The 21902-nt window shown below is 52.6% G+C and carries 11 protein-coding genes and 1 tRNA gene; 3 read left to right on the forward strand and 9 right to left on the reverse strand.

Features of this window, described 5'->3' with window-relative positions:
* From NGM62_RS19295 to NGM62_RS19305, 3 genes are all read right to left on the reverse strand, one after another.
* The coding region (locus NGM62_RS19295; protein WP_262249949.1) for a putative Ig domain-containing protein at positions 1-8919 on the reverse strand (8919 nt) is incomplete at its 3' end.
* Between the two features lie 81 nt (positions 8920-9000).
* The gene (locus tag NGM62_RS19300) at positions 9001-9543 is read right to left on the reverse strand and encodes a phage tail protein (RefSeq protein WP_262249950.1); all 543 of its coding nucleotides are present in this window, start codon (positions 9541-9543) and stop codon (positions 9001-9003) included.
* 466 nt (positions 9544-10009) lie between these two features.
* Entirely contained in the window at positions 10010-11176 is a 1167-nt protein-coding gene (locus NGM62_RS19305; protein WP_262249951.1) for an FN3 domain-containing metallophosphoesterase family protein, read from the reverse strand.
* Between the two features lie 109 nt (positions 11177-11285).
* On the opposite strand from NGM62_RS19305, the gene NGM62_RS19310 reads away from it, so the two are divergent.
* Complete coding sequence (locus NGM62_RS19310) at positions 11286-12647, forward strand: methyltransferase RsmF C-terminal domain-like protein (RefSeq protein WP_262249952.1); 1362 nt, start codon at positions 11286-11288, stop codon at positions 12645-12647.
* Between the two features lie 6 nt (positions 12648-12653).
* Here NGM62_RS19310 and NGM62_RS19315 read toward each other — a convergent pair whose 3' ends face one another.
* A complete protein-coding gene (locus NGM62_RS19315; RefSeq protein WP_262249953.1) occupies positions 12654-13982 on the reverse strand; it encodes a PhoH family protein in 1329 nt (442 codons plus the stop codon).
* A gap of 777 nt (positions 13983-14759) precedes the next feature.
* Between NGM62_RS19315 and NGM62_RS19320 the strand changes: the two genes are divergently transcribed.
* Positions 14760-16535 carry a hypothetical protein gene (locus NGM62_RS19320; protein WP_262249954.1) on the forward strand — a complete coding sequence of 592 codons (1776 nt, stop codon included), beginning with the start codon at positions 14760-14762 and terminating at the stop codon, positions 16533-16535.
* A 19-nt stretch (positions 16536-16554) separates the two neighbouring features.
* Here the strand turns inward: NGM62_RS19320 and NGM62_RS19325 are convergent, their stop codons facing one another.
* From NGM62_RS19325 to NGM62_RS19345, 5 genes are all read right to left on the reverse strand, one after another.
* Positions 16555-17301, reverse strand: a complete 747-nt coding sequence (locus NGM62_RS19325; RefSeq protein ID WP_262249955.1) for a peptidylprolyl isomerase — start codon at positions 17299-17301, stop codon at positions 16555-16557.
* Positions 17298-17636 carry a hypothetical protein gene (locus NGM62_RS19330; RefSeq protein WP_262249956.1) on the reverse strand — a complete coding sequence of 113 codons (339 nt, stop codon included), beginning with the start codon at positions 17634-17636 and terminating at the stop codon, positions 17298-17300. The genes NGM62_RS19325 and NGM62_RS19330 overlap by 4 nt, the downstream gene beginning before the upstream one ends.
* 387 nt (positions 17637-18023) lie before the next feature.
* Positions 18024-18470 (reverse strand): low molecular weight protein-tyrosine-phosphatase, encoded by a 447-nt coding sequence (locus NGM62_RS19335; RefSeq protein ID WP_262249957.1) that lies wholly within the window; start codon positions 18468-18470, stop codon positions 18024-18026.
* Between the two features lie 9 nt (positions 18471-18479).
* Positions 18480-19799, reverse strand: a complete 1320-nt coding sequence (locus NGM62_RS19340; protein WP_262249958.1) for a sensor histidine kinase — start codon at positions 19797-19799, stop codon at positions 18480-18482.
* A gap of 2 nt (positions 19800-19801) precedes the next feature.
* A complete protein-coding gene (locus tag NGM62_RS19345; RefSeq protein WP_262249959.1) occupies positions 19802-21151 on the reverse strand; it encodes a sigma-54-dependent transcriptional regulator in 1350 nt (449 codons plus the stop codon).
* A 663-nt stretch (positions 21152-21814) separates the two neighbouring features.
* Between NGM62_RS19345 and NGM62_RS19350 the strand changes: the two genes are divergently transcribed.
* Positions 21815-21892, forward strand: a tRNA-Val gene (locus NGM62_RS19350).
* Positions 21893-21902: the final 10 nt, after the last annotated feature.

The raw sequence follows: 21902 nt of genomic DNA on the forward strand, positions 1-21902 counted from the left end.
ACCGGAAAGCTCACCGGTGGTGGTATTGAAGGTGGCCCAGTCGGGCTTGTTGGTGATACTGAACGTCAATACATCACCTGCATCGATATCATTAGCGGTCGGGATGAAGCTGTATGCCGCATCCTGGTTTATGCTCGTTTCCGACGTACCACCGAGTGTCGGGGCATCGTTCACGTTCACTACTTCAAGGTCGAAAGCCGGTAAGCTAGCCGACATCGTGCCATCGCTCACCGTGATGACGATGCCGGCAGTTACCCCCACATCACCGTTGCCCGGGGTACCGGAAAGCTCACCGGTGGTGGTATTGAAGGTGGCCCAGTCGGGCTTGTTGGTGATACTGAACGTCAATACATCACCTGCATCGATATCATTAGCGGTCGGGATGAAGCTGTATGCCGCATCCTGGTTTATGCTCGTTTCCGACGTACCACCGATTGTCGGGGCATCGTTCACGTTCACTACTTCAAGGTCGAAAGCCGGTAAGCTAGCCGACATCGTGCCATCGCTCACCGAGATGACTCTGCCGGCAGTTACACACACATCACCGTTGCCCGGGGTACCGGAAAGCTCACCGGTGGTGGCGTTGAAGGTGGCCCAGTCGGGCTTGTTGGTGATACTGAACGTCAATACATCACCTGCATCGATGTCCGCTGCGCTCGGCGAGAAGCTGTATACCGCGTCCTGATTCATGGTAGTTGCCGGTGTGCCCGAGATGGTTGGCGCATCGTTCACGTTCACGACTTCAAGGTCGAATGCCGGGAGGCTTGCATCAAGCGAACCATCGCTCACCGTGAAGATGATACCCGTAGTTACACCCACATCGCCATTACCCGGTGTGCCGGAAAGCTCACCGGTGGTGGCATTGAAGGTGGCCCAGTCGGGTTTGTTGGTGATGCTGAACGTCAATACATCACCTGCATCGATGTCCGCTGCGGTCGGGGTGTTGCGGTATGCCGCGTCCTGATTCACGGTTGTTGCGGGTGTACCGCTGATTGTGGGCGCATCGTTCACGTTCACGACTTCAAGGTCGAATGCCGGGAGACTTGCATCAAGCGAACCATCGCTCACCGTGAAGATGATACCCGTAGTTACACCCACATCGCCATTACCCGGTGTGCCGGAAAGCTCACCGGTGGTGGCATTGAAGGTGGCCCAGTCGGGTTTGTTGGTGATGCTGAACGTCAATACATCACCTGCATCGATGTCCGCTGCGGTCGGCGTGAAGCTGTATGCCGCGTCCTGATTCACGGTTGTTGCGGGTGTACCGCTGATTGTGGGCGCATCGTTCACGTTCACGACTTCAAGGTCGAATGCCGGGAGACTTGCATCAAGCGAACCATCGCTCACCGTGATGATGATACCCGTAGTTACACCCACATCCTCATTATGCGGTGTGCCGGAAAGCTCACCGGTGTTGGCGTTGAAGGTGGCCCAGTCGGGCTTGTTGGTGATGCTGAACGTCAATACATCACCTGCATCGATGTCCGCTGCGGTCGGCGTGAAGCTGTATGCCGCGTCCTGATTCACGGTTGTTGCGGGTGTACCGCTGATTGTGGGCGCATCGTTCACGTTCACGACTTCAAGGTCGAATGCCGGGAGACTTGCATCAAGCGAACCATCGCTCACCGTGATGATGATACCCGTAGTTACACCCACATCCTCATTATGCGGTGTGCCGGAAAGCTCACCGGTGTTGGCGTTGAAGGTGGCCCAGTCGGGCTTGTTGGTGATGCTGAACGTCAATACATCACCTGCATCGATATCAGTTGCGGTCGGGCTGAAGCTGTACGCTACGTCCTGATTCACGGTAGTTACTGGAGTACATGAAATGGTTGGCGCATCGTTCACGTTCACGACTTCAAGGTCGAATGCCGCTAGGCTCGCGTCGAGCGCACCATCGCTTACCGTGAGGACGATGCCGGCAGTTACCCCCACATCCCCTTTGCGCGGTGTTCCGGAAAGCTCTCCGGTGGTGGCTTTGAAGGTGGCCCAGTCGGGCTTGTTGGTGATGCTGAACGTCAATACATCACCTGCATCGATATCATTAGCGGTCGGGATGAAGCTGTACGCTACGTCCTGATTCACGGTAGTTACTGGTGTTCCTGATATGGTTGGCGCATCGTTCACGTTCACGACTTCAAGGTCGAATGCCGCTAGGCTCGCGTCGAGCGCACCATCGCTTACCGTGATGACGATGCCGGCAGTTACCCCCACATCACCGTTGCGCGGGGTACCGGAAAGCTCGCCGGTGGTGGTATTGAAGGAGGCCCAGTCGGGGTTGTTGGTGATGCTGAAAGTCAATACATAAACTGCATCGATATCATAAGCCGTAGGCGTGAAGCTGTAAGCAACGTCCTGATTCACGGTAGTTACAGGTGTTCCTGATATGGTTGGCGCATCGTTCACGTTCACGACTTCAAGGTCGAATGCCGCTAGGCTCGCGTCGAGCGCACCATCGCTTACCGTGATGACGATGCCGGCAGTTACCCCCACATCACCGTTGCCCGGGGTACCGGAAAGCTCGCCGGTGGTGGTATTGAAGGCGGCCCAGTCGGGTTTGTTGGCGATGCTGAATGTCAGTACATTATCTGCATCGATATCAGCCGCCGTTGGCGTGAAGCTGTATGCCGCGTCCTGATTCACGGTAGTTGCCGGTATTCCTGATATGGTCGGCGCATCGTTTACGTTCACGACTTCCAGATCGAAGGCCGGAAGGCTAGCCGACGCTGCGCCGTCGCTGACGGAGATAATAATGCCTGTGATGACGCCCACATCATCATTACCCGGGGTACCGGAAAGCTCGCCGGTGGTGGCATTGAAGGTGGCCCAATCGGGCTTGTTGAAGATACTGAATGTCAGTACATCGCCCGCATCGATATCCGCTGCGGTGGGCGTAAAGCTGTATGCCGCGTCCTGGTTTATGCTGGTTGCGGGCGTACCACCGATTGTAGGGGCATCGTTCACATTCACGACTTCCAAATCGAATGCCGCTAGGCTCGCATCGAGCTCACCGTCGCTCACCGTGATGACGATGCCTGTGGTGATGCCCACATCGTCATTACCCGGTGTACCGGAAAGCTCGCCGGTGGCGGGATCGAAGGTGGCCCAGTCGGGTTTATTGGCAATGCTGAACGTCAAGTCATCATCTTCAATGTCATCGGCATCCGGGATGAAGCTGTATGCCGCATCCTGATTCACGGTTGTTGCCGGTGTTCCTGTAATCGTCGGTGCGTCGTTGACGGCGCTAACGGTAAAGTGTACCCATGCCGCGTGACACCGGGAAGGTGTTCCGTTATCGCACACCTCATACTGTAAGCTATCGAGCCCGTTATAATTGCTGTTTGGCGTGTACGTAAAGCTGCCATCCGTATTCAATACGATCATTCCGTTAGCGGGTGCGGTCATCAACGATGCTGCCAGCGCGTTGCCTTCCACGTCCGAATCGTTCGTTAACACATTTCCCGTTGCTGGTGTATTTTCGATTACCGTCACCGGGTCATCCACCGCTACCGGCGCGGTATTCACCGCCACCACATCGACGTCTTTTGTCGCAGGGCTGCTGTCGGCGGTTCCGTCGTTAATGACGAAGGTGATGGTGCGCGTGGTCGTATTGGGGTTCTGAGAGCTATTGCTGTACATGACGGCCCGCAGGGCGGATTCCCATTCGTCAAGCGGGGCCGTGCCCCCACCTAAGACCGTCAGGGTCAATATGCCCGTTGCATCGTCATAGTTGCCCTCAATATTGCCCATTGTACTTCCATCGTTCGTGAACGCCAGTATATCTTCTCCAGTCTGGAAACTGCCGCCGGTTATGCTTACCGTGGCCGAAGCAAGCGTGATGTTGTCGGGATCGGCCACGGTCAGTCCCGGATCAACCGGTACCGGTTCGGGGTTGTCGCCGTCCGGCTCGGTAAAGGTCGTTGTTCCGCCACTGGTCGTCACCACGGGCGCATCGTTTACAGCCGTAACGTTTACGGTGAGGTCGCTGGGTAAGCTCGTTCCCCCATCGCTGTCATTCATCGTGATGCGTATTGTACGCGGGTTTACTGAAGGATTGGTTGTATTGCTATTGCTATAGGTAAGGTTCCTGATCAAGGCTTGAACAGCGGCCAGAGTGGCTGTGGGGGCAAAGGTGACGACAAGGTCTGCACCACCTGTTCCGCCTGCCTTGATGCCCAAGTGGGTAATACCATAAAAGACATTATTTTCACTGACATTGATTTGCACCATGCCAGGCCCCTCGTTTCGAATCGCTAGCTGGTCTTCCCCGGTGGCTCCGTTGGCGATGATGGCTACGGTGAGGCTGCTGCCGTTAAGATCCGGGCTATCCGGGTCGGTAACCGTGGCGTCGCTGCCGGCATCGAGCAGGATTGCCGGTCCATCTTCCGTGTAGGTAACTACATCTCCGTCCACGTTAGTGATCACGGGTGCATCGTTTACCGCCGTTACCAGCAGGATTATCGGCGCCGAGTCTGTCTTTGAACCGCCCGATCCGGAGTGGCCATTGTCGTCGATTGTAACGGTCAGCATTACATTGACCGTTGCGTTGAGCGCTGTGGTGTATGTGACGTTACTTGCTGCAATAAATGCATTGATATTGGCGATATTGCCCGTCAGTGTCAGGGCATTACTCGTTCCGCCCACGGTGACGCCAGCGCCTGATGATGCGTTCAGCGTGCCGATGGGCACCGATAAGGTTACGAACACCTCACCGCTTCCTGCATCCAGATCGGCAAAGCTGATGCCTGTGAGCGGGCTGGCGACGTCTTCCGTCACCGCGATGTTGATGGGGGCCGTGACGGTGGGCGCATCGTTGACCGTTGCCATCTCCAGGATCATGGTTTCGGTATCGGATTGGCTTCCGCCTGGCCCAGAATTACCGTTGTCGTTGATGTCCACCGTGAGCGTCACGCTAGTCGTACTGTTCGCTACAGGTGTATAGGTGAGGCTACTGTCAGCGAGGAACGCATTGATGTCGCTGATGCTGCCACTCAAGGTCAATGCATCGGGCGAGCCGCCTACGGTGACGCCCGGCCTGGCGGTGGCAGCCAACGCGCCGTCTAGCACCGTAAACGTGGTAGTGACCGAACCCGTCCCCGCATCCCCATCGGCAAAGCTGATGCCGATAAGAGCCGAAGCGACGTCTTCAACCACTGGGATGGAAGTGGGCACGGTAATCACGGGTGCTGTATTTACCGCTGCCACGGTAACGGTTTTCGTTGCTGGTGCGCTGTTATCAAGCCCATCGTTCACCACGAAGCTGATGGTACGATCACCGGTATTGGGGTTTTGTGAGGTATTGCTGTAAGTCACCGACCGGAGGGCTGCTTGCCATTCCGCCAATGTAGCGCTGGCACCCGCCGAAGTCAGGGTCAGTATGCCCCCGTCATAGCTTCCGTCGATGTTATCCATGATACTGCCGTCGTTTACAAAAACAAGCACATCCTGCCCACTTTGGAAATTGCCGGTAATCGCCACGGTGGCCGAAGCCAGGGTTGTATTGTCTGGGTCGCCTATGGTTAAGGCATCGTCGATTGATACCGGCACCGGGGCACCGGTCACTGACTCGGTGAAGGGGGTTGTTTCAACGCTGGTGGTTATGTCCGGCGGATAGTTGACTGCCTTGGTCACGTTATCTGTTACAGGGGCGCCTTCGTTGTCTGACGCATCCGTGAGCGTAACGCTCAAGGCAAGGGTACCGTTGGCCAGACCGGATACATCAATACCGGTGACCTGCTGCCCTGCAGCGGTGATGGTGCCGGTGCCGGTTACGGGTGCGCCACCGCCGCTGCTCGTTACCACATAATCAAAAGTAGCCCCGACTTCTGCCCCGCTAAAAGTAAAACTCATTGCCGTATGGTTGGCCAGCGTAATGGTTGTCTGATCGATAGACACGCTGTAACCCGACGGCGCTGTTACATCAGCTACGGTAAATGCCCAAGTCGTATTGTTGTTAATGCCTGCATAGGCATTGCCGGCCAAGTCATGGATGGCATCACTTCCGATATGCACATAATAATCGTTCAGTTCCAGCAGGTCAGCGGTCGGGTTGATGGTCAATATATCATCGGTGATGCTAAGCTGCCCACCGTGGCTTTCCACATCTATGGTCGCTACAGGTGCATCCGCGTCATCGTATATCACGATGTTGCCGGTCCCCAGGGCAATGTTTTCGCTGAAAGTGACCACCAGGTTGTCGTCGGGCTCCATATCTGTGGCTCCATTTACCGGACTGAACGACGATACTGTTGGCGCCACTCCATCCACAAGTACGCCAGTTGTGCTACCTATACTGTTCAATGCCAGCGCTGCATTGTTTCCGGCTGCATCTTGGAGGGCACCGCCATTGAGGTCGATGCCTCCTGTACCAACGGAAACCCCATCGAGGTCTTGATCGCCGCCCGCTACGGTATACGTAAATACAAGCGCGGAAGTTTCGGTGCCGGATGCGTAGCTGGCATAACGGGTATCGGAACCGATGATCAGCGGGATACGGGGGGTGCCACCGGCGGTATATACTGTTACGGCCTCATCAAAATTAACGGTAAACGAGAGTGTTTGGCCAATGCCGTAAGTAGCGTCCGCCGGTACATTCACACTATTTATCGAGGGTGCTATGCCGTCTACCAATACACCCGTGGTAGTGCCCACGCCGTTGAGAGTAAGCGTGAGTGGGTGGCTCGCGCCGTCGTTGATGGTGCCTCCATTTAGGGTGAGTGAACCCACCGCAATCCCGTCGGTATCGGCCTCACCGACCTGGATGGTATAACGGAAGAGCAGGGCCGTTGTGGTAGAACCGCCTGCAATATAGGCCGCATTGACCGATGTGCTTCCGATGGTCAATGCCAGTTGTGGTGTACCAGTGACGGTTACATTTTCCGACACGTTTACCGTGAAATCGAGGTTCTGGCCAGCGACATAAGTTGCGTCTGTCGGCACACTTACGCTACTGATCGTTGGGGCAACGTCGTCTACGACGATGATTGTGAAGGGTTTTTCGTATGTACTACCTTTGTTGTCGGTGGTGCGGATAAGAATGCTGTAAGTACCGGCAGCCAAGGATGAAGCATCTTTGGCACGTAGTTTCCAGTCACCACTATCGTCGAAAATATCAAAAGCATCATTGTCATCACCTCCAGTTCCGGATACCAGGGCGTAGGTATGTGTATCGCCCGCATCGGCATCGGTAGTAGTGAGCGTACCTATCTCAGCATCCACGTCGCCGCTTTGGTTTACGGATGCATTGCTAAGTACGATGTCAGTGGGATCGTTGTTTATGATCTTGGTTGTTGTGCTTGTAGCTGCTGTCCCGATGTTGCCGGAAGCATCGGTCAGCGTTACACTGAGTGTCACTGTTCCTTCGTCCAGGCCGGTGAGGTTAATGCCGGTTATTTGCTGCGTTGCCGTTGTGACCGTACCCGTACCGGTCACGGGTGTTCCGCCGGTACCGGTGAATGTATAATTATAGGTTGCCCCCACCTCAGCATCCGCGAACGTGAAACTGACAACGGTTTGATTATCCGCGGTAACCGGATTCTGGTCGATACTGACTGTGTATCCTGCAGGGGGGAATTCATCCACGCACCAGCTAAAATTATCCAGGCTTAGGTAGGCGAATGCGCCTCCAATCGAAATCTCCAATTGATCGATCAATTTTGCGGTGTGATCACCACTCTCTGCGGAAAAGTTGATGTAGGTGTAACCCGAGTTGGCATTGAAATCAGTTGCAAACCCCGAAGTTTTTGTGAAGGTATAGACCTGGCTGCCCGCCAGAAGGCCACGGATGGTTACGGAACCGCTGCCTGTAGGTTCCTCGTCTACACCGTCTGAATCCGACGATAGGAACAGATAAAGTCCCTGCACGCTAATCGCGCCATCATCTACCGCTATCGTAAAAGGGCCTGTTCCCGATGTGCGTTCTAGGTTATACGCTGATCCGCCAATTCCGTTGACAGGCGTTTCTGTGTTTACGGTCCAGTTTCCTGTTAGGGTAAATGTTTTTCCATTACCCGAAAATGTTGTTGCGTCGTCTGTCTCTCCCTGGTCGAAGGTTTCCATAAAACAGGAAGTCACATAATGTGACTGACCACCTGTGAATGCGGCAGTTCCGGTTGTCCCATCTTCGTTTTCGATGTCTGTCCCGCTTTTTAAATCCAGTCGGATGTTCCCCTCACCCGAAATACCATTGATTACCACCGTATAGGTGGTGCCACTGCCCGTAAGACTTGCGATTGTGCCCGTAGCACTACCTTCCTTAGTGAGCTCAAAGTCAGTGATATCCACATTAGTTGCCGCCTTGGAAAACGTAACGGTATAGGAAACTGTCGTTGCCGTACTCGCGGGGTCACCCACCAGGCTAATGCCCAATACTTCCGCAGGGTCTTCGTCCGTTACGGAAAAAGGCGGACCATAGGTGAAGTGGTCGAGGAAGAAGTTGATATCAGCCGCTTCGATCCGAATTTCATCGACGTCAAAAAAATCATCATTTGTCGCAAAAGACTCATTGTAGTTTCCGTTAAAATCTGTCGGTACTGAGTTTCCTATTTTATCACCACTTTTATATGCTGTTATTGTTCCTGACGGACTCCCGCCTAATCCCGGATCACGTAAATAGATACCCCGAAATTGAAATGAACTGTTGTCCGTTTTTTTGATTGTCCATCTGGTAATAAAACCCGATGTCCCATCATTGTTGTCCCATAAGCATTTAGAATTACCAAATCCTCCACTTAGCTGACTGGAAATAACTCTGCCATTGCCGGGGTCATTGATGGAGAAGGAAAATCCACCTTCACTATATGAAAGGCCGTAACCACCACCATCAACGTCGTTAAATTGAATCGTCGTCTGCCCCCGAACCCCGTGGAACGTGAACAATAGCAAAAACCCAATAAGAGCGGAAAAGGAGAAGTTTTTCATGGCTAGAGTAACGATAAGAATGGTAGAGTAGATATGTAAAGGAGCTGCCTAAAAACACGATTTAGGTAGCTCCATAAGGATTTAATTTCTTGACGGGAATATCCCTTGCAGCGCGATGATGTAATTCATCGCGATATAGGGTTGTCTGTTTTCATGCGGCTGGCTTCCGCCAGCTGGGCCGATAGCCTGTGGGCTCATGGCCACATTAGCCGGGCCAGGGTTGAATGCACTGCCCGGAACGGTCTTCCCCCGTTCAATTGTCACTTGGTTGTTGGCGATGACGGCATTCGTAGGATCACTCACCGTACCATTGGCACTGCTTGCCGTAAGGGAATGCGTATGAGTAGGTATTTGGTTCTGAATCAGCGTTACATGTTCTTGCCCGGCCATTTCGCCTTGGCTATAATTAGACAGTCCCGGCCCTTGGCCCATGCCTACAGCACACCTACCTCGCAGATCGGGCAATGCAAATGTAGTTTTCCCATCGCCACCATAGGTCGTTCCTAAAAGTGAAAACAGCGCCGTGTTTTGTGCAATGGAGAGTAATTGGCCGTTGCAAAATGCCCAGCCTCGCGGGGCGAAATTGAATCCGACCATGATGATTTGTCCGAGAAATGGTTCCATACGATTAGAATTATTAGTTTATAAATTAGAATTGATTGCTAGGTAGTGCCCAAACGGGTATAATCGGCATAACACGAACGCTGGTAGTTATGCGTACACATGCAACGGTTGGTAGCGGGATCATCAGATTGTTTGTATTACAACAGTTAGTAGATAGTAGATGTTACTGTTGACCAAAGGTAGAAAAACGATTTCGAAAACAACCTATACTTGATGTAGATTTTTTAAAAATAGCAGTTTTTTTAATTGATTACTTGGCAGGCTGCTTTAAAATCCAGTTTTTTAAGTGATGTTCGTAGCCTACTTATGCTTAGCTAAACGGACAAATGTATAATCATTTTCGCAAACCTCGCCCGCCCTGACTGGCGAAGATGGGTATGCCGAAACCATCCGTATGCGGCGTTTGCCCCCCGTACGGGCGCTGGCCTGCATGCTGAGCACTAATCGGCCCAGTTACCGTTCATGCTTACCTGCTCGGCTGCAACGTCAGCGTATCCACCACCTTGCCCGCCTGGTCTACCACATCGATATGGAGCCGTTCATTATCGGCCGTAACGCGCAGCATGTTGTTGTTGGAGTTGACGAGGACCGGAAACGCATGTGCCCCCGGCTCGGCCTCCCGCTTGATATGCCGGTGCAGGTGGCCGCTGAGCATCACTTGGGCACCCGCCGCATTGAGCAGGGGAACGAACTTGGCCGCAATATCTTCTTCACCATGCCAGCCACCGAACGGGGGCATGTGGCAGATCACCACTTTATAGGGTGCATCCCGGTATTCGGGTTGCTTCAGCGCGTCTTCCAGCCATTCGGCCTGTTGGGTACGGTATGCATCCATATCCACGATGCCACTGTATTCGATGTCGCTATCGGGCTTGTCTTCCCCGCAGTCGAGCACAACAAAGCACACGGGACCCCGGCGGAACAGGTAATACAGGTGGCCTGAAGTGGTAGGGAAATAATCGGGAAATCTGAAGGCAAAATTACCCCGTGTTTCGTGGTTGCCCCGGGCATAATACATGGGCGTTTCCGAAGCAAAAAGCGCCGTAGCGGTATCCATATAGTGTGCGAAAAGCTGTGTTTCGGTCAGCAGATTATCGGCCATATCGCCATTGAAAAAAACCAGGTCGGTGGTCGGCCAGTCGAGCTGTCCCAGCAGATTTTTCATCACATCGTTGCGGCCGTGGATGTCGTTGATCACGGCAAATGAAACCTGCTGTTGCCCCGGCTGGCTGGTAGTAAAGGCCAGCGGCTCTTGCCGGTAAACACGGGTAGCCACAATGTTGCCATAGGTAACCTTTGTACCTATGTGACTGGTTACCTCCTGGGCATATACACGGTACCGATAGGTTGTGCCGGGGGTGAGCCCCCGCAGGGTAACTTTATGCAGGGTAGACACGTTTTTGAAACCGTGGCTGCTGGCAAAATATTTGGGCCGCTCCTGCTTGTAAAAATGGGTGCCGTCATCCGGCGCGAGCTCTACCCATCCGATGGCGTCTTTATCGGTTGTCCATACAATCGTGACACCTGTATCATGCAGGGCCTGTAAATAGGGGTTGTGGGTGATTTGGATCTGGCACCAGCCGGCAGGGATGGCCACCACGAAAAAAAGTAACGTTAGCGTGAATTTGTTCATAATGAAGGGTGTGTCCGTATTGTATCTGTATTTATGGGGAATCCCGGTCCCCTAATAGCGGAAACAAACTTAATGCTTTTTTTTTATCGAATCCGTAACTTTACCGCCCATGAGCAACATTCTCCCACCTGCACTGGTACGCCGATTGGGTAATCTGGCAGGGTTTGATACTACGGCTTTCGAGGCTGTGCACGAGCAGGAAGGTGGTTTTACGGCCATCAGGGTCAATCCCGCCAAATGGAAGGCGCCCAGCGAAATAACCGCTGATGCCGTGCCGTGGTGCGATACGGGCTATTACCTGGCAGACCGGCCGGTTTTCACGCTCGACCCGCTGTTTCATGCCGGGTGTTACTACGTGCAGGAAGCATCATCCATGTTTGTGGCCCATGCGGTCAGGGAGTTGGGCCTGGATAAACAGCCCCTGGTGGCGCTGGACCTCTGCGCCGCCCCGGGTGGGAAGAGCACATTGCTAAACACCTACCTCCACCCAGACAGCCTGCTTATTGCCAATGAACTCATCAAAACACGTGCAGCTGCACTCGTCGATAACCTCGTGCGCTGGGGGCGAGCCAACACGGTGGTCTCCAATAATGATCCTTCCGCTTTTGGGCACCTGCCGGGGTATGTAGACCTGATGCTAGTAGATGCACCGTGCTCGGGCTCGGGGCTGTTCCATAAAGACCATGAAGCAATAGGCGCGTGGTCTGAAGCTGCTGTGCAGCTTTGCTATGAACGGCAGCAGCGGATCCTGGCCGCCAGCTTGCCGGCACTTAAAGAGGGAGGCGTACTGCTGTACTCCACCTGCTCCTACTCTACCGAAGAAAATGAAAAGATGGCCGATTGGCTGTGTGACACACAGGGATTTGAGTCGTTGTACCTGCCCATTTTGCCGGAGTGGGGGATTGAGCAGACATTGTCTGATAAACATCGGTGCCCCGGCTACCGGTTCTATCCGCATAAGCTGCGCGGTGAGGGCTTTTTCCTGGCTGCCTTCCGGAAGGTGGCCAAGCAGGACACGTTTGAACGCCGTAAACCGAAGGTGGAGCAGACGGCCGTGCCTACGTTGGACAAATGGGTGGCCTCGGCCGACGACTATTTTGCGTTTACGATTGGCGAGGATATCCACATCCTTCCCAAAAGATGGGAGGCTGATCTCCATATCCTTCGCAAGATACTGTATCTCCGCAATGCGGGCACGTATGTAGGATGGATGGCCAACGGGGACCTTGTGCCGGCACACGACCTGGCCCTGAGCGTAGTGCGCCGTGCGGATCTCCCGATGATGGAGCTGACGAAGGAAGAGGCATTGGAATACCTGCGTAAAGGCAATCTTTCGCCGGCTATCAATAAAGAGGGGCTGCGGGGCTGGGTGCTTGCCAGCTACGAGGGGGTGGCGCTGGGCTGGATGAAAGTGCTTCCTAACCGCATTAACAACTACTACCCCAAGGCTTGGCGCATCGCCACGATGTAGCATCGGCTAAAGCAAATCATTCGCTAGGTTGGCCAGTTCGCTGCGCTCACCCTTTTGGAGGGTGATGTGGGCGTATAGCGGATGGTCTTTTACGTGTTCGATAAGGTAAGAGAGCCCGTTGCTTTCGGCATCGAGGTAGGGGGTGTCAATTTGGTAGATGTCGCCAGTGAAAACGATTTTGGTGTGTTCGCCGGCCCGCGAGATGATGGTTTTTATCTCATGCGGCGTGAGGTTCTGCGCCTCGTCTACGATGAAGAAAATCTTGGTCAGCGTACGTCCCCGGATAAACGCCAGCGGTGCGATGGCGATTTTCTCGGTGGCGATCAGTTCATCGATTTTATCGCTCATCTTCGGGTCGTCTGCAAATTGTTCCTTGATGAATCGGATATTATCCCAAATGGGTGCCAGGAAGGGGTCTGTTTTTGATTTGGCATCACCGGGGAGGAAGCCTATTTCCCTATTGCTGAGCGGGATAACGGGGCGGGTGATGTAGATTTGGCGGTAATGCTTGCGTTGTTCCAGGGCGCTGGCCAATGCGAGGAGCGTCTTGCCGGTGCCTGCATTACCTTGTATGCTTACCAACCGGATGGAGGGGTCTAGCAGGGCGTGGAGGGCGAAGGCCTGCTCGGGGTTGCGCGGCTTGACGCGGAATACCGTGGCTCCGGGTACGGGAATAAACGTGTTTGTGCTCTTGTGGTAAAAGGCGTAGGCGGTTTTCCGTTGTTGCTTGAATACGTAAAATTGATTTGCACCTACATGGTCGACCGTAATTTGGTCCGCCGCGACCGCATCTTTTTGCCTTAAGCCGTCGATAAGCGCCGCTGGGACGTCTCGGCGTATGGTTTTGCCTGTAAAGAGCGCCTCTACATTTTTTATTTTACCCGTTTCGTAGTCCTCGGCGTGGAGGTTAAGTGCCTTGGCTTTGAGCCGGAGGCAGATATCTTTTGATACGAGTATCACTTTTTTGTCGGGGTGCTCTTCCACGAGGATGAGCGCCGCGTTGATGATTTGGTGGTCGTATTTGTCGTTACCGAAGACCTCGACCGCGTCTACGGAAAGCTGGTGGCTAGGTAAAATCACCCGGAAACGGCCCTTGGTTTTGCCGTTGAGGTATACCCACTGGTTGATCAGCTTTTTGCCGGATAGCTCATCGATAAGCCGGATGAAGCCCCGTGCCTCAAAATTGCGGGTTTCGTTGCCACCCTTCATGTTATCGAGTTCCTCGAGTACCTGGATGGGAATGGCCACGTCGTGCTCCTGGAAATTATTGAGGGCATTGTGGTCGTATAGGATCACGGAGGTGTCTAAAACGAAAATTTTTCGCGGTGTAGCCATGGGATAAAAATACTGTTTTTTAGTCAGAGGAATACGCAGCTAGGTGTTTTTACGCGGAAAAAAATGAGTGGCTGCCTGCCTGATTTGATTTTGGTTGTGGATAAACCCAAGCGGCGGATTTGTTGACAGCATGGGTTCGATGGGGCATAATATGTCTTTAACGCGTGCTAGTGGCTATATCAGGCTGTTGATAAGTAACGGTATAAAGGTGGAAAAGATGTTAATAAAATAATTCATTTTTTTCTTGCATCGGACGGCTTTTGTTATTACCTTAGTACTATCAAGAACGGAGTTCTTTAACATAGCCCGAATGAAGCATCGCAAAGATGACGGATAGCCGAGAGGCTGAAACCATCGATGACTTTAGCGACAGATTGGTTCCCGGAGGCTTAATGCCGAAACGGAACAAGTTGAATGCCAACGGTACGAGACACAATCGACAGAGCGCATCGGGAGTTTGTCGATTACGCGGAACTCTACGGAGGAAAGCGCCAAGAGGCAAGCTGCATGACGACGAATGTAACTGCTTTCACTAGCAATCACACGAAACAAGGATGCCAGCAAAGATACTCGACTTGATGCCTGATTTACAGCTACGGCTGTACTTAAGGTTAAAAACGGAGAATTCAAATCGAAAGAGGCGGTTCTCCGTTTTTTTGTAATATATCAGCCGCAAATCCATATCTTTACAAAAACATTCATAACCAATTGTTGTTTTTCGGTCAATACGGATAAAGCAAGAACTTAAGAATTATTAGGCGTAAATACTTACATTTTATGAAGCCAGTCTTTAAATGGATCATCGGCATTGTGGCCTCCCTGTTGATTATTGTAGCGGTTGGTGCTTGGTATCTGAGCCGGCATTGGAAGCCGATATTGGATGCACAGCTGAAAGAAGCAATCATAAACGCTACCGATAGTCTTTACCTGATTGGATACGATGGGCTGGACTTCAACCTGATTACGGGTAACGCTTCCATCAAGAACTTGCGGCTGATGGCCGATAGCAACCGGTATGGACAGCTGGAGCTCCTGGAACAGGCACCCGATAATGTTTACCAAATCAATATTGCGAACCTGCGGATCCGGCGCTTCCACCCGCGGCGTGTACTCACCGATAGGAAACTGCATATCGAAGATATCGTCATTGATACACCCACCATCCATGTGATCAATAAGTATCATTACTATAACGATACGGTAACCACAAAGCGCGACGACCGCACCCTATATCAACGGATATCCGGTATTTTACGTGAAGTGAGTGTATCGCGCATTGCATTTAACGATATCCATTTTAAATTTACCAAGAAAACCGATTCTACCCGGAAGGAAACCGTGCTGCATAACCTGAATGTGCAGGTGAGCGATATCCTCATCGACTCACTCTCGCAATTTGATACGGAGCGGTTTTATCACACCCGTGCTATTGATGTCGATATGCCGGGACTGCGGTATGAGACGCCCGACAGCTTTTATTATGTGAGTCTCGACCGCCTGCAGATCGCAACACATTACAAGCAGGTGAAGCTCTTGGGGTTGACCTATGCGCCGAGGATGGGCAAGGCCGAGTATTTCAGGCGGAAGCAGGAGGCTAAAGACATGGTTGCGCTCACCTTTCCGGCTATCAGGCTTGAAGATATCGACCTGCAGGAGTTTGTGCGGAGCCAGAAGGTGTATGCCGGGAGCTTGCATATAGATAGCGGCTCGGTAGCGATAGCCAACGACTTGCGCTATCCGAAAAAATCGACTAATAAGATCGGCAAGTCGCCCCACCAACAGCTGCTAAAGCTCAAACAGCCTATAAGGGTAGATTCGGTGTTGTTGAACAATGTGGATATCAGCTACTCGGAGGTGGGGAAAAAATATGGGGAAGAGGGGGTGATAACCTTCGACCGTACCAGTGGCGTATTCCGGAATGTGACAAACGACTCGCTAACCCTGCTACGGAACAAAACAATGGTGGCCGATGTGACGTCATACCTGATGAATACGGGTAAGGTGCATGTGGAGTTTGCTTTCGACCTGCTGGATCCGCGAGGGGCATATACTTATAAAGGGTCGCTTGGCCCGATGAACGGGCGGCCGCTGAACCGGATACTCACACCGCTGCTGAATGCCGAGGTGGCCAGCGCCAACATAAAAGGCGTGCGGTTTGACGTGGAGGCGGATGACTACCGATCTCGTGGGTCGCTTCGTTTCGATTATGACAATATGCGGCTGAGGGTACTTACTGATGATGAAAATGGAGGGAAATCATCGAAAAAGGTTGTTTCTTTCATTGCTAACAATTTCATTATAAACGACAGTAATCCCGATGCGAACGGCGTATACCATACGGGCCGAATCAACTACGTGCGCCCGGCGACTTATTCTTTTTTCAAGATGCTCTGGCAGAGTCTTCTACAGGGGGTCAAGGAATGTGCTGGGATTAGCGCTGAGCGTGAAAGGCGCCTGATGAATGCTGCTGAGGAGGCTAAAAAGGCATCTGAAAAGACGGGTGGCTTCTTCAAACGTGTGTTTGGCAAGAAAGAGAAAACCGATAGCCAATAGGTAGGCCGTAGCGGGATGGCTAATATTTGGGCCTGAACAGGTCAAGGAACTTGGTGAAAATACCGCTGCGCGGTTCCAGTCCGGCCTGTTGGCGTTCCAAATTGATTGCTTCCCGTCGGGTTAGCAGCACCATTTCCATCCGTTGGTCTTGTTGCGGCCGGTCGTAGCGGTCGGTTGCCACCGCGGCTATGCTATCGATGGTAGCGATCCCTGATATGACCTCACCGAATACGGTGTAGCTTTGGTCGAGGTGCGGTGTTCCGCCGATTGTTTTATAGACTTCGCGCTGGTATGCGGGGATTTTACGCCCGCCGAGCCGGACCTGCTCTAAACTGTCGAGCCCACGGTCGCTGAAAGTACGTCCCTGCACCAAGTAGAATTGGGAGCCGCTCGATGCTTTTTCAGGATTGTCATCGCGTGCAGCGCCGATAGCCCCTTTCTTATGGAATAGACTGTCGTTGAACTCTGCAGGGATGGTGTATCCCGGGCCGCCCTCACCCAAGCGTTGCTTCTCGGCAGCGTAACGGGAGTTGGGGTCGCCGCCCTGTATCATGAAATGGTTGATGACCCGGTGGAAAAGCAGGTCGTTGTAGTACCCCTCGCGTACCAACTTTACGAAGTTATCGCGATGCAGCGGTGTCTCGTCGTATAACTTTAACAGGCACTCCCCTTTTGGGGTGATGATGCGTATGTATTTGTGGGGTGGCGCTGCTTGGAGCAGGGTATAGAAAGCCACCAGTGCGGTGATGAGGATGGTTTTTTTCATGCTTCGTCGAAATAATCGATGATCAGCGACTTGATGACCATTTCCTGCTCTAGGAGCGTGTAATTGGGGATAGGCTTAACAAGCCTCCAATGGGGCCACCCGTCTTGGTCGAGGCCGTCCAGTTCATAAAACCCCATGGCGCTGAACAGGCGGCAGGTGGCAATATGCATTAGCTCTTCTTTCTGCCTTTTATTAAATTTTTGGGGCCCTTTCCCGAGTTCCTGCACACCGATGAGGAAAAGCATCACTTTGATGTCGGGCTTTTCTGTTTCGAACTGCTCTGCCGTACGGACTTGGAGCTCGTTCCACTTCTTATTTATCAATGCTGCATTCACCCCGCAAACTTAGCTAACTCGCCGTTTATATGCAAGGTAAATAGCGAGCCGCGGTGTGGGGTGTTTATTCCACAAAGTGTGGAGGCTGGAAGTGGTGTGTTGCCTCAGGGTGTACGGCTGCCACACAGGTACGCCTAGCCGGGAATGTTGAAACTAGTTGAACGCCAATATAGTACGCGATTTTGAGGATACGTATGGAGTAATGGGTTAAACTGGCATAGTATTGTACGTATTGAAGCAACCGTTATGGGATGGTGTTGGCAAAGCAATTAACAACGATATAACCGCCCCGGCTTGGGGGCAGTTTGAAGAGAACGGTAAATTACTTAGTAAGTATGAACTGTTTGTTTTAGTATCTGGAAAGGCGTCGCTTCGGTGGCGCTTTTTTTATGGCCTATCTTTGCTCCATTCCTCCACCAGTTCTTTGCACCGAGCCTCCACGAGCTTGTATACGGGGTCGAACAGCTCGTCGTCGAAATACGGGTCGGGTACTTCGTCATCCGGAAGGAATAGCTGCACCCGTGCCCGCTGTTCGGCTGTACGGGCTTTGGCCAGTACATTGCGCAGGTTTTCGCGGTCCATCACCAGAATATGGTCGTACTCATCGAAATGGTAGCTTTGGAACTGCTGGGCACGCTGCCCGCTGATATCGATGCCGTATTGCCTCGCCACTGCGATGGTCCGGCGGTCCGGTGGGTCGCCCACATGCCAATTACCGGTACCTGCCGACTCGACCGTCCAAGCCAATCCGTTATTATCTGCCAAATGCTGGAGCACGCCGTGTGCCAATGGCGACCGGCAGATGTTGCCCAGGCATACCATCAGTATCTTCATGATCAACTATTAAAATTGTAATGTAAATACACTCCCCTTATCTTCTTCACTATGTACAAGGATGTTTCCACCGTGTAGCAGCATGATCTGTTTGCTGAGGGTAAGTCCCACGCCGCTGCCCGATTTCCGGGTGGTAAAGAAAGGAATAAAAATGCTCTCGAGCAAATCTGCGGGGATACCCCTCCCGTTGTCGCTTACCTGTATCCTTGGTTTGCCGTCGGTTTCTGAGGCCGAGAGTGTGATGTGGGGTTGAGGCACGTCTTTTACGGCTTCCATGGCGTTGAGCAGCAGGTTGATCAGTACTTGCTCAATCAGGTTGACGTCCAGCTCTAAAGCCAACTGGGTGTTTCTCAATATGATATCCAGCTCGATATTTTTCTGCAGTATGGATGGCTCCATGAGTTGGTATAGGTTTTCGAACAAGTCGGCAGCCCGTACCATGCTCAGGCTGGGGCGTTCGATTTTATTTAACGACCGATAGGTGCCGGCAAATTTGAGTAGGCCCTCGCTACGTCGTTTGATGGTTTCTGTGCCCAAGCGGATGTCTTCCAGCTCTTCGCTGTTGGGCAGGTTGTCCAGCCGGCCTTTCAGCGTTTCGGCGAGTGAAGAAATCGGTGCGATGGAATTCATGATTTCGTGGGTGAGCACGCTGAGCAGCTTTTGCCATGCTTTTGCCTCCGTCTCATCAATGGCTTCATTGACATTCTGGTACACGATCAGCTGGAACTTGCCTTCGGGTGTCTGGAAGTAGCTGGCTGTGAGCAACAGTTTGATATTACCCTTTGCCGAGTTCACGCTTAGTAAGGTCTGCTGGCCCGGCACCAACTGGATGGTTTTCCGGTAGAGGTCTTCGTTTTTCTTTTGCAGGCCCTCAAAGCGGTGTAGATAGGGAATACCGAACAGCTTTTTGAAGGCGTCGTTCATCCACATCACCTCATGCGTTTCGGTATTGTAGGAAAGGATGGCCGTATCTACGATTTCGAGTATTTGATGCAGGTATTGGTATTGTGTTTCGCGCTCGCCGCTTATCTTCTTAAACACACCGTTGATTTCGTTGAAAGCACTCCGTAGTGGGAGCAATTCTGCCCGGGCGCGGCTCAGCGGGAAGTGGCGGGTGAAATCGCGGTACCGTGCGGCCTCCGCGAACTCTTCCAGCTCGCGGTATGCACGCAGCTGCGACCGGAAATTGAGTGCCAGCAGCCAGATGCAAATGGGGGCTAGCAGAGCGGCATAGACGTATTGCGCGTTGAACAGGAGGTAAGCGAGGCCGGTCAGGGTGATGGCAAGCAGCACCGCCCGGAAAAAAATCAGCCGCCTGAACCGTCGCATACCTAAATATCGTATTTGCTTAGCCTCCTATAGAGGGCGGTGCGGGTAATGCCCAGCTCTTTGGCCGCTTTGCTGATATTACCGCCATGTTTTTCGACAACATTGGCAATGGTGATGCGTTCGAGCTCCACGAGGTTATGCTTGTCTGTGCCCACGTGGTTGCTTTGTATAGCAGTCGCCGTCTGCTCGATGGGTGAAAAAATAAGGTCTTCGGCCCCTAGGATTTCACCCTCAGCCATGATGACGGCGCGCTCGATACTATATTGGAGCTCGCGGACATTGCCCGGATAGTGATAGCCGAGGAGCTTGTGTGCTGCGTGCTTGTCGAAATCGGTGGCCGGCTTCATGTATTTCTGGGCATATTTGCGGAGGAAGTGCCTTGCGATGTGCAGGATATCGTCGCCACGGTCCCGTAGTGGCGGTACCTGCAGGTCTACCGTATTGATGCGGTAAATGAGGTCTTTGCGGAAGCGGCTTTCATTGGCGAGGTCGGCCAGCGGCACATTGGTTGCGCAGACCAGGCGGATATCTACGGGAATGGGGGTATTGCTGCCGAGGGGGGTGACCTGCCTGTTTTGGAGTACGCTCAGCAGCTTGGCCTGCTGCTGGAGTGAGATGTTGCCGATTTCGTCGAGGAAGAGGGTGCCACCATTGGCTGCCTCGAAACGACCTGCGCGATCTTCTCTGGCATCGGTAAAGGCTCCCTTTTTATGGCCGAACAGTTCGCTTTCAAAAAGGCTCTCCGTGAGTGCGCCGACATCGACCTTGATGAATGGTTTGCCGGCTCGCTTGGACTGCTGGTGGATAGCGGTAGCGATGAGGTCTTTGCCGGTTCCGTTTTCACCCAATATGAGGATGTTGGCGTCGGTGGGCGCAATTTTGCTGATTTTGTAACGCAAGTCTTGTATGACTGTAGACTCACCTATGAAGTCCGGGTCGGCACCCGGCGCACTTTCTTTCTTTTTTGGCTCGCTCTTAGACAGCAGGCTGCTGACAACGTTGATGAGCTGTTCGTTCTGCCAAGGTTTTACCACAAAGTCGGCGGCCCCCTGTTTAAGCGAGGTGACGGCCAGATCAATTGCGCCGTATGCGGTAATCATCACGACGGGCAGGTCAGGTTTGGCTGTTTTTATTCGATTTAACCAGTAGAGCCCCTCGTTGCCGGTATTGATGGTGCTTTTGAAGTTCATGTCCAGTAGCACCAAATCGAGCTTTTCTTTCGTAAGCAGGGCCGGTATCTGCTCGGGATTGTGTTCGGTGATAACTGCCCCAACTTGCTGCTTGAGCAGCAGACGTACAGCTGTTAATACATCGGTGTCATCGTCTACGATTAATATGCGTGCATGCTTCATACAATCTCTTGCCTCTCTGGATTTGAACCGTAAAGCTACAACTATAAGCATGGGCAGACAAAAAAATGAAAAAAATAATTTTGTATATCGCTAAACTGCGCTATATTTGCAGACCCAAATGAGGGGGCTTAGCTGGTTCAGAGCATCCCGACTTTAAGTCGGGAGGGTCACTGTCCGAAAGAGCAAAGAAATAATGGGAGCTTAGCTCAGCTGGTTCAGAGCATCCCGACTTTAAGTCGGGAGGGTCACTGTCCGAAAGAGCAAAGAAATAATGGGAGCTTAGCTCAGCTGGTTCAGAGCATCCCGAGTTTAAGTCGGGAGGGTGACTGTCCGAAAGAGCAAAGAAATAATGGGTGATTAGCTAAGCTGGTTCAGAGCATCCCGACTATAAGTCGGGAGGGTCACTGTCCGAAAGAGCCACGAAATAAGGGGAGCTTAGCTCAGCTGGTTCTGAGCATCCCGACTTTAAGTCGGGAGGGTTCCTGTCCGAAAGAGCAAAGAAATAATGGGAGCGTAGCTCAGCTGGTTCAGAGCATCCCGACTATAAGTCGGGAGGGTCACTGTCCGAAAGAGCCACGAAATAAGGGGAGCTTAGCTCAGCTGGTTCTGAGCATCCCGACTTTAAGTCGGGAGGGTTCCTGTCCGAAAGAGCAAAGAAATAATGGGAGCTTAGCTCAGCTGGTTCAGAGCATCTGCCTTACAAGCAGAGGGTCACTGGTTCGAATCCAGTAGCTCCCACCACGACACCCGC

This window comes from Parapedobacter soli (assembly GCF_025460835.1).
Classification (GTDB): Bacteria; Bacteroidota; Bacteroidia; order Sphingobacteriales; family Sphingobacteriaceae; genus Parapedobacter; species Parapedobacter soli.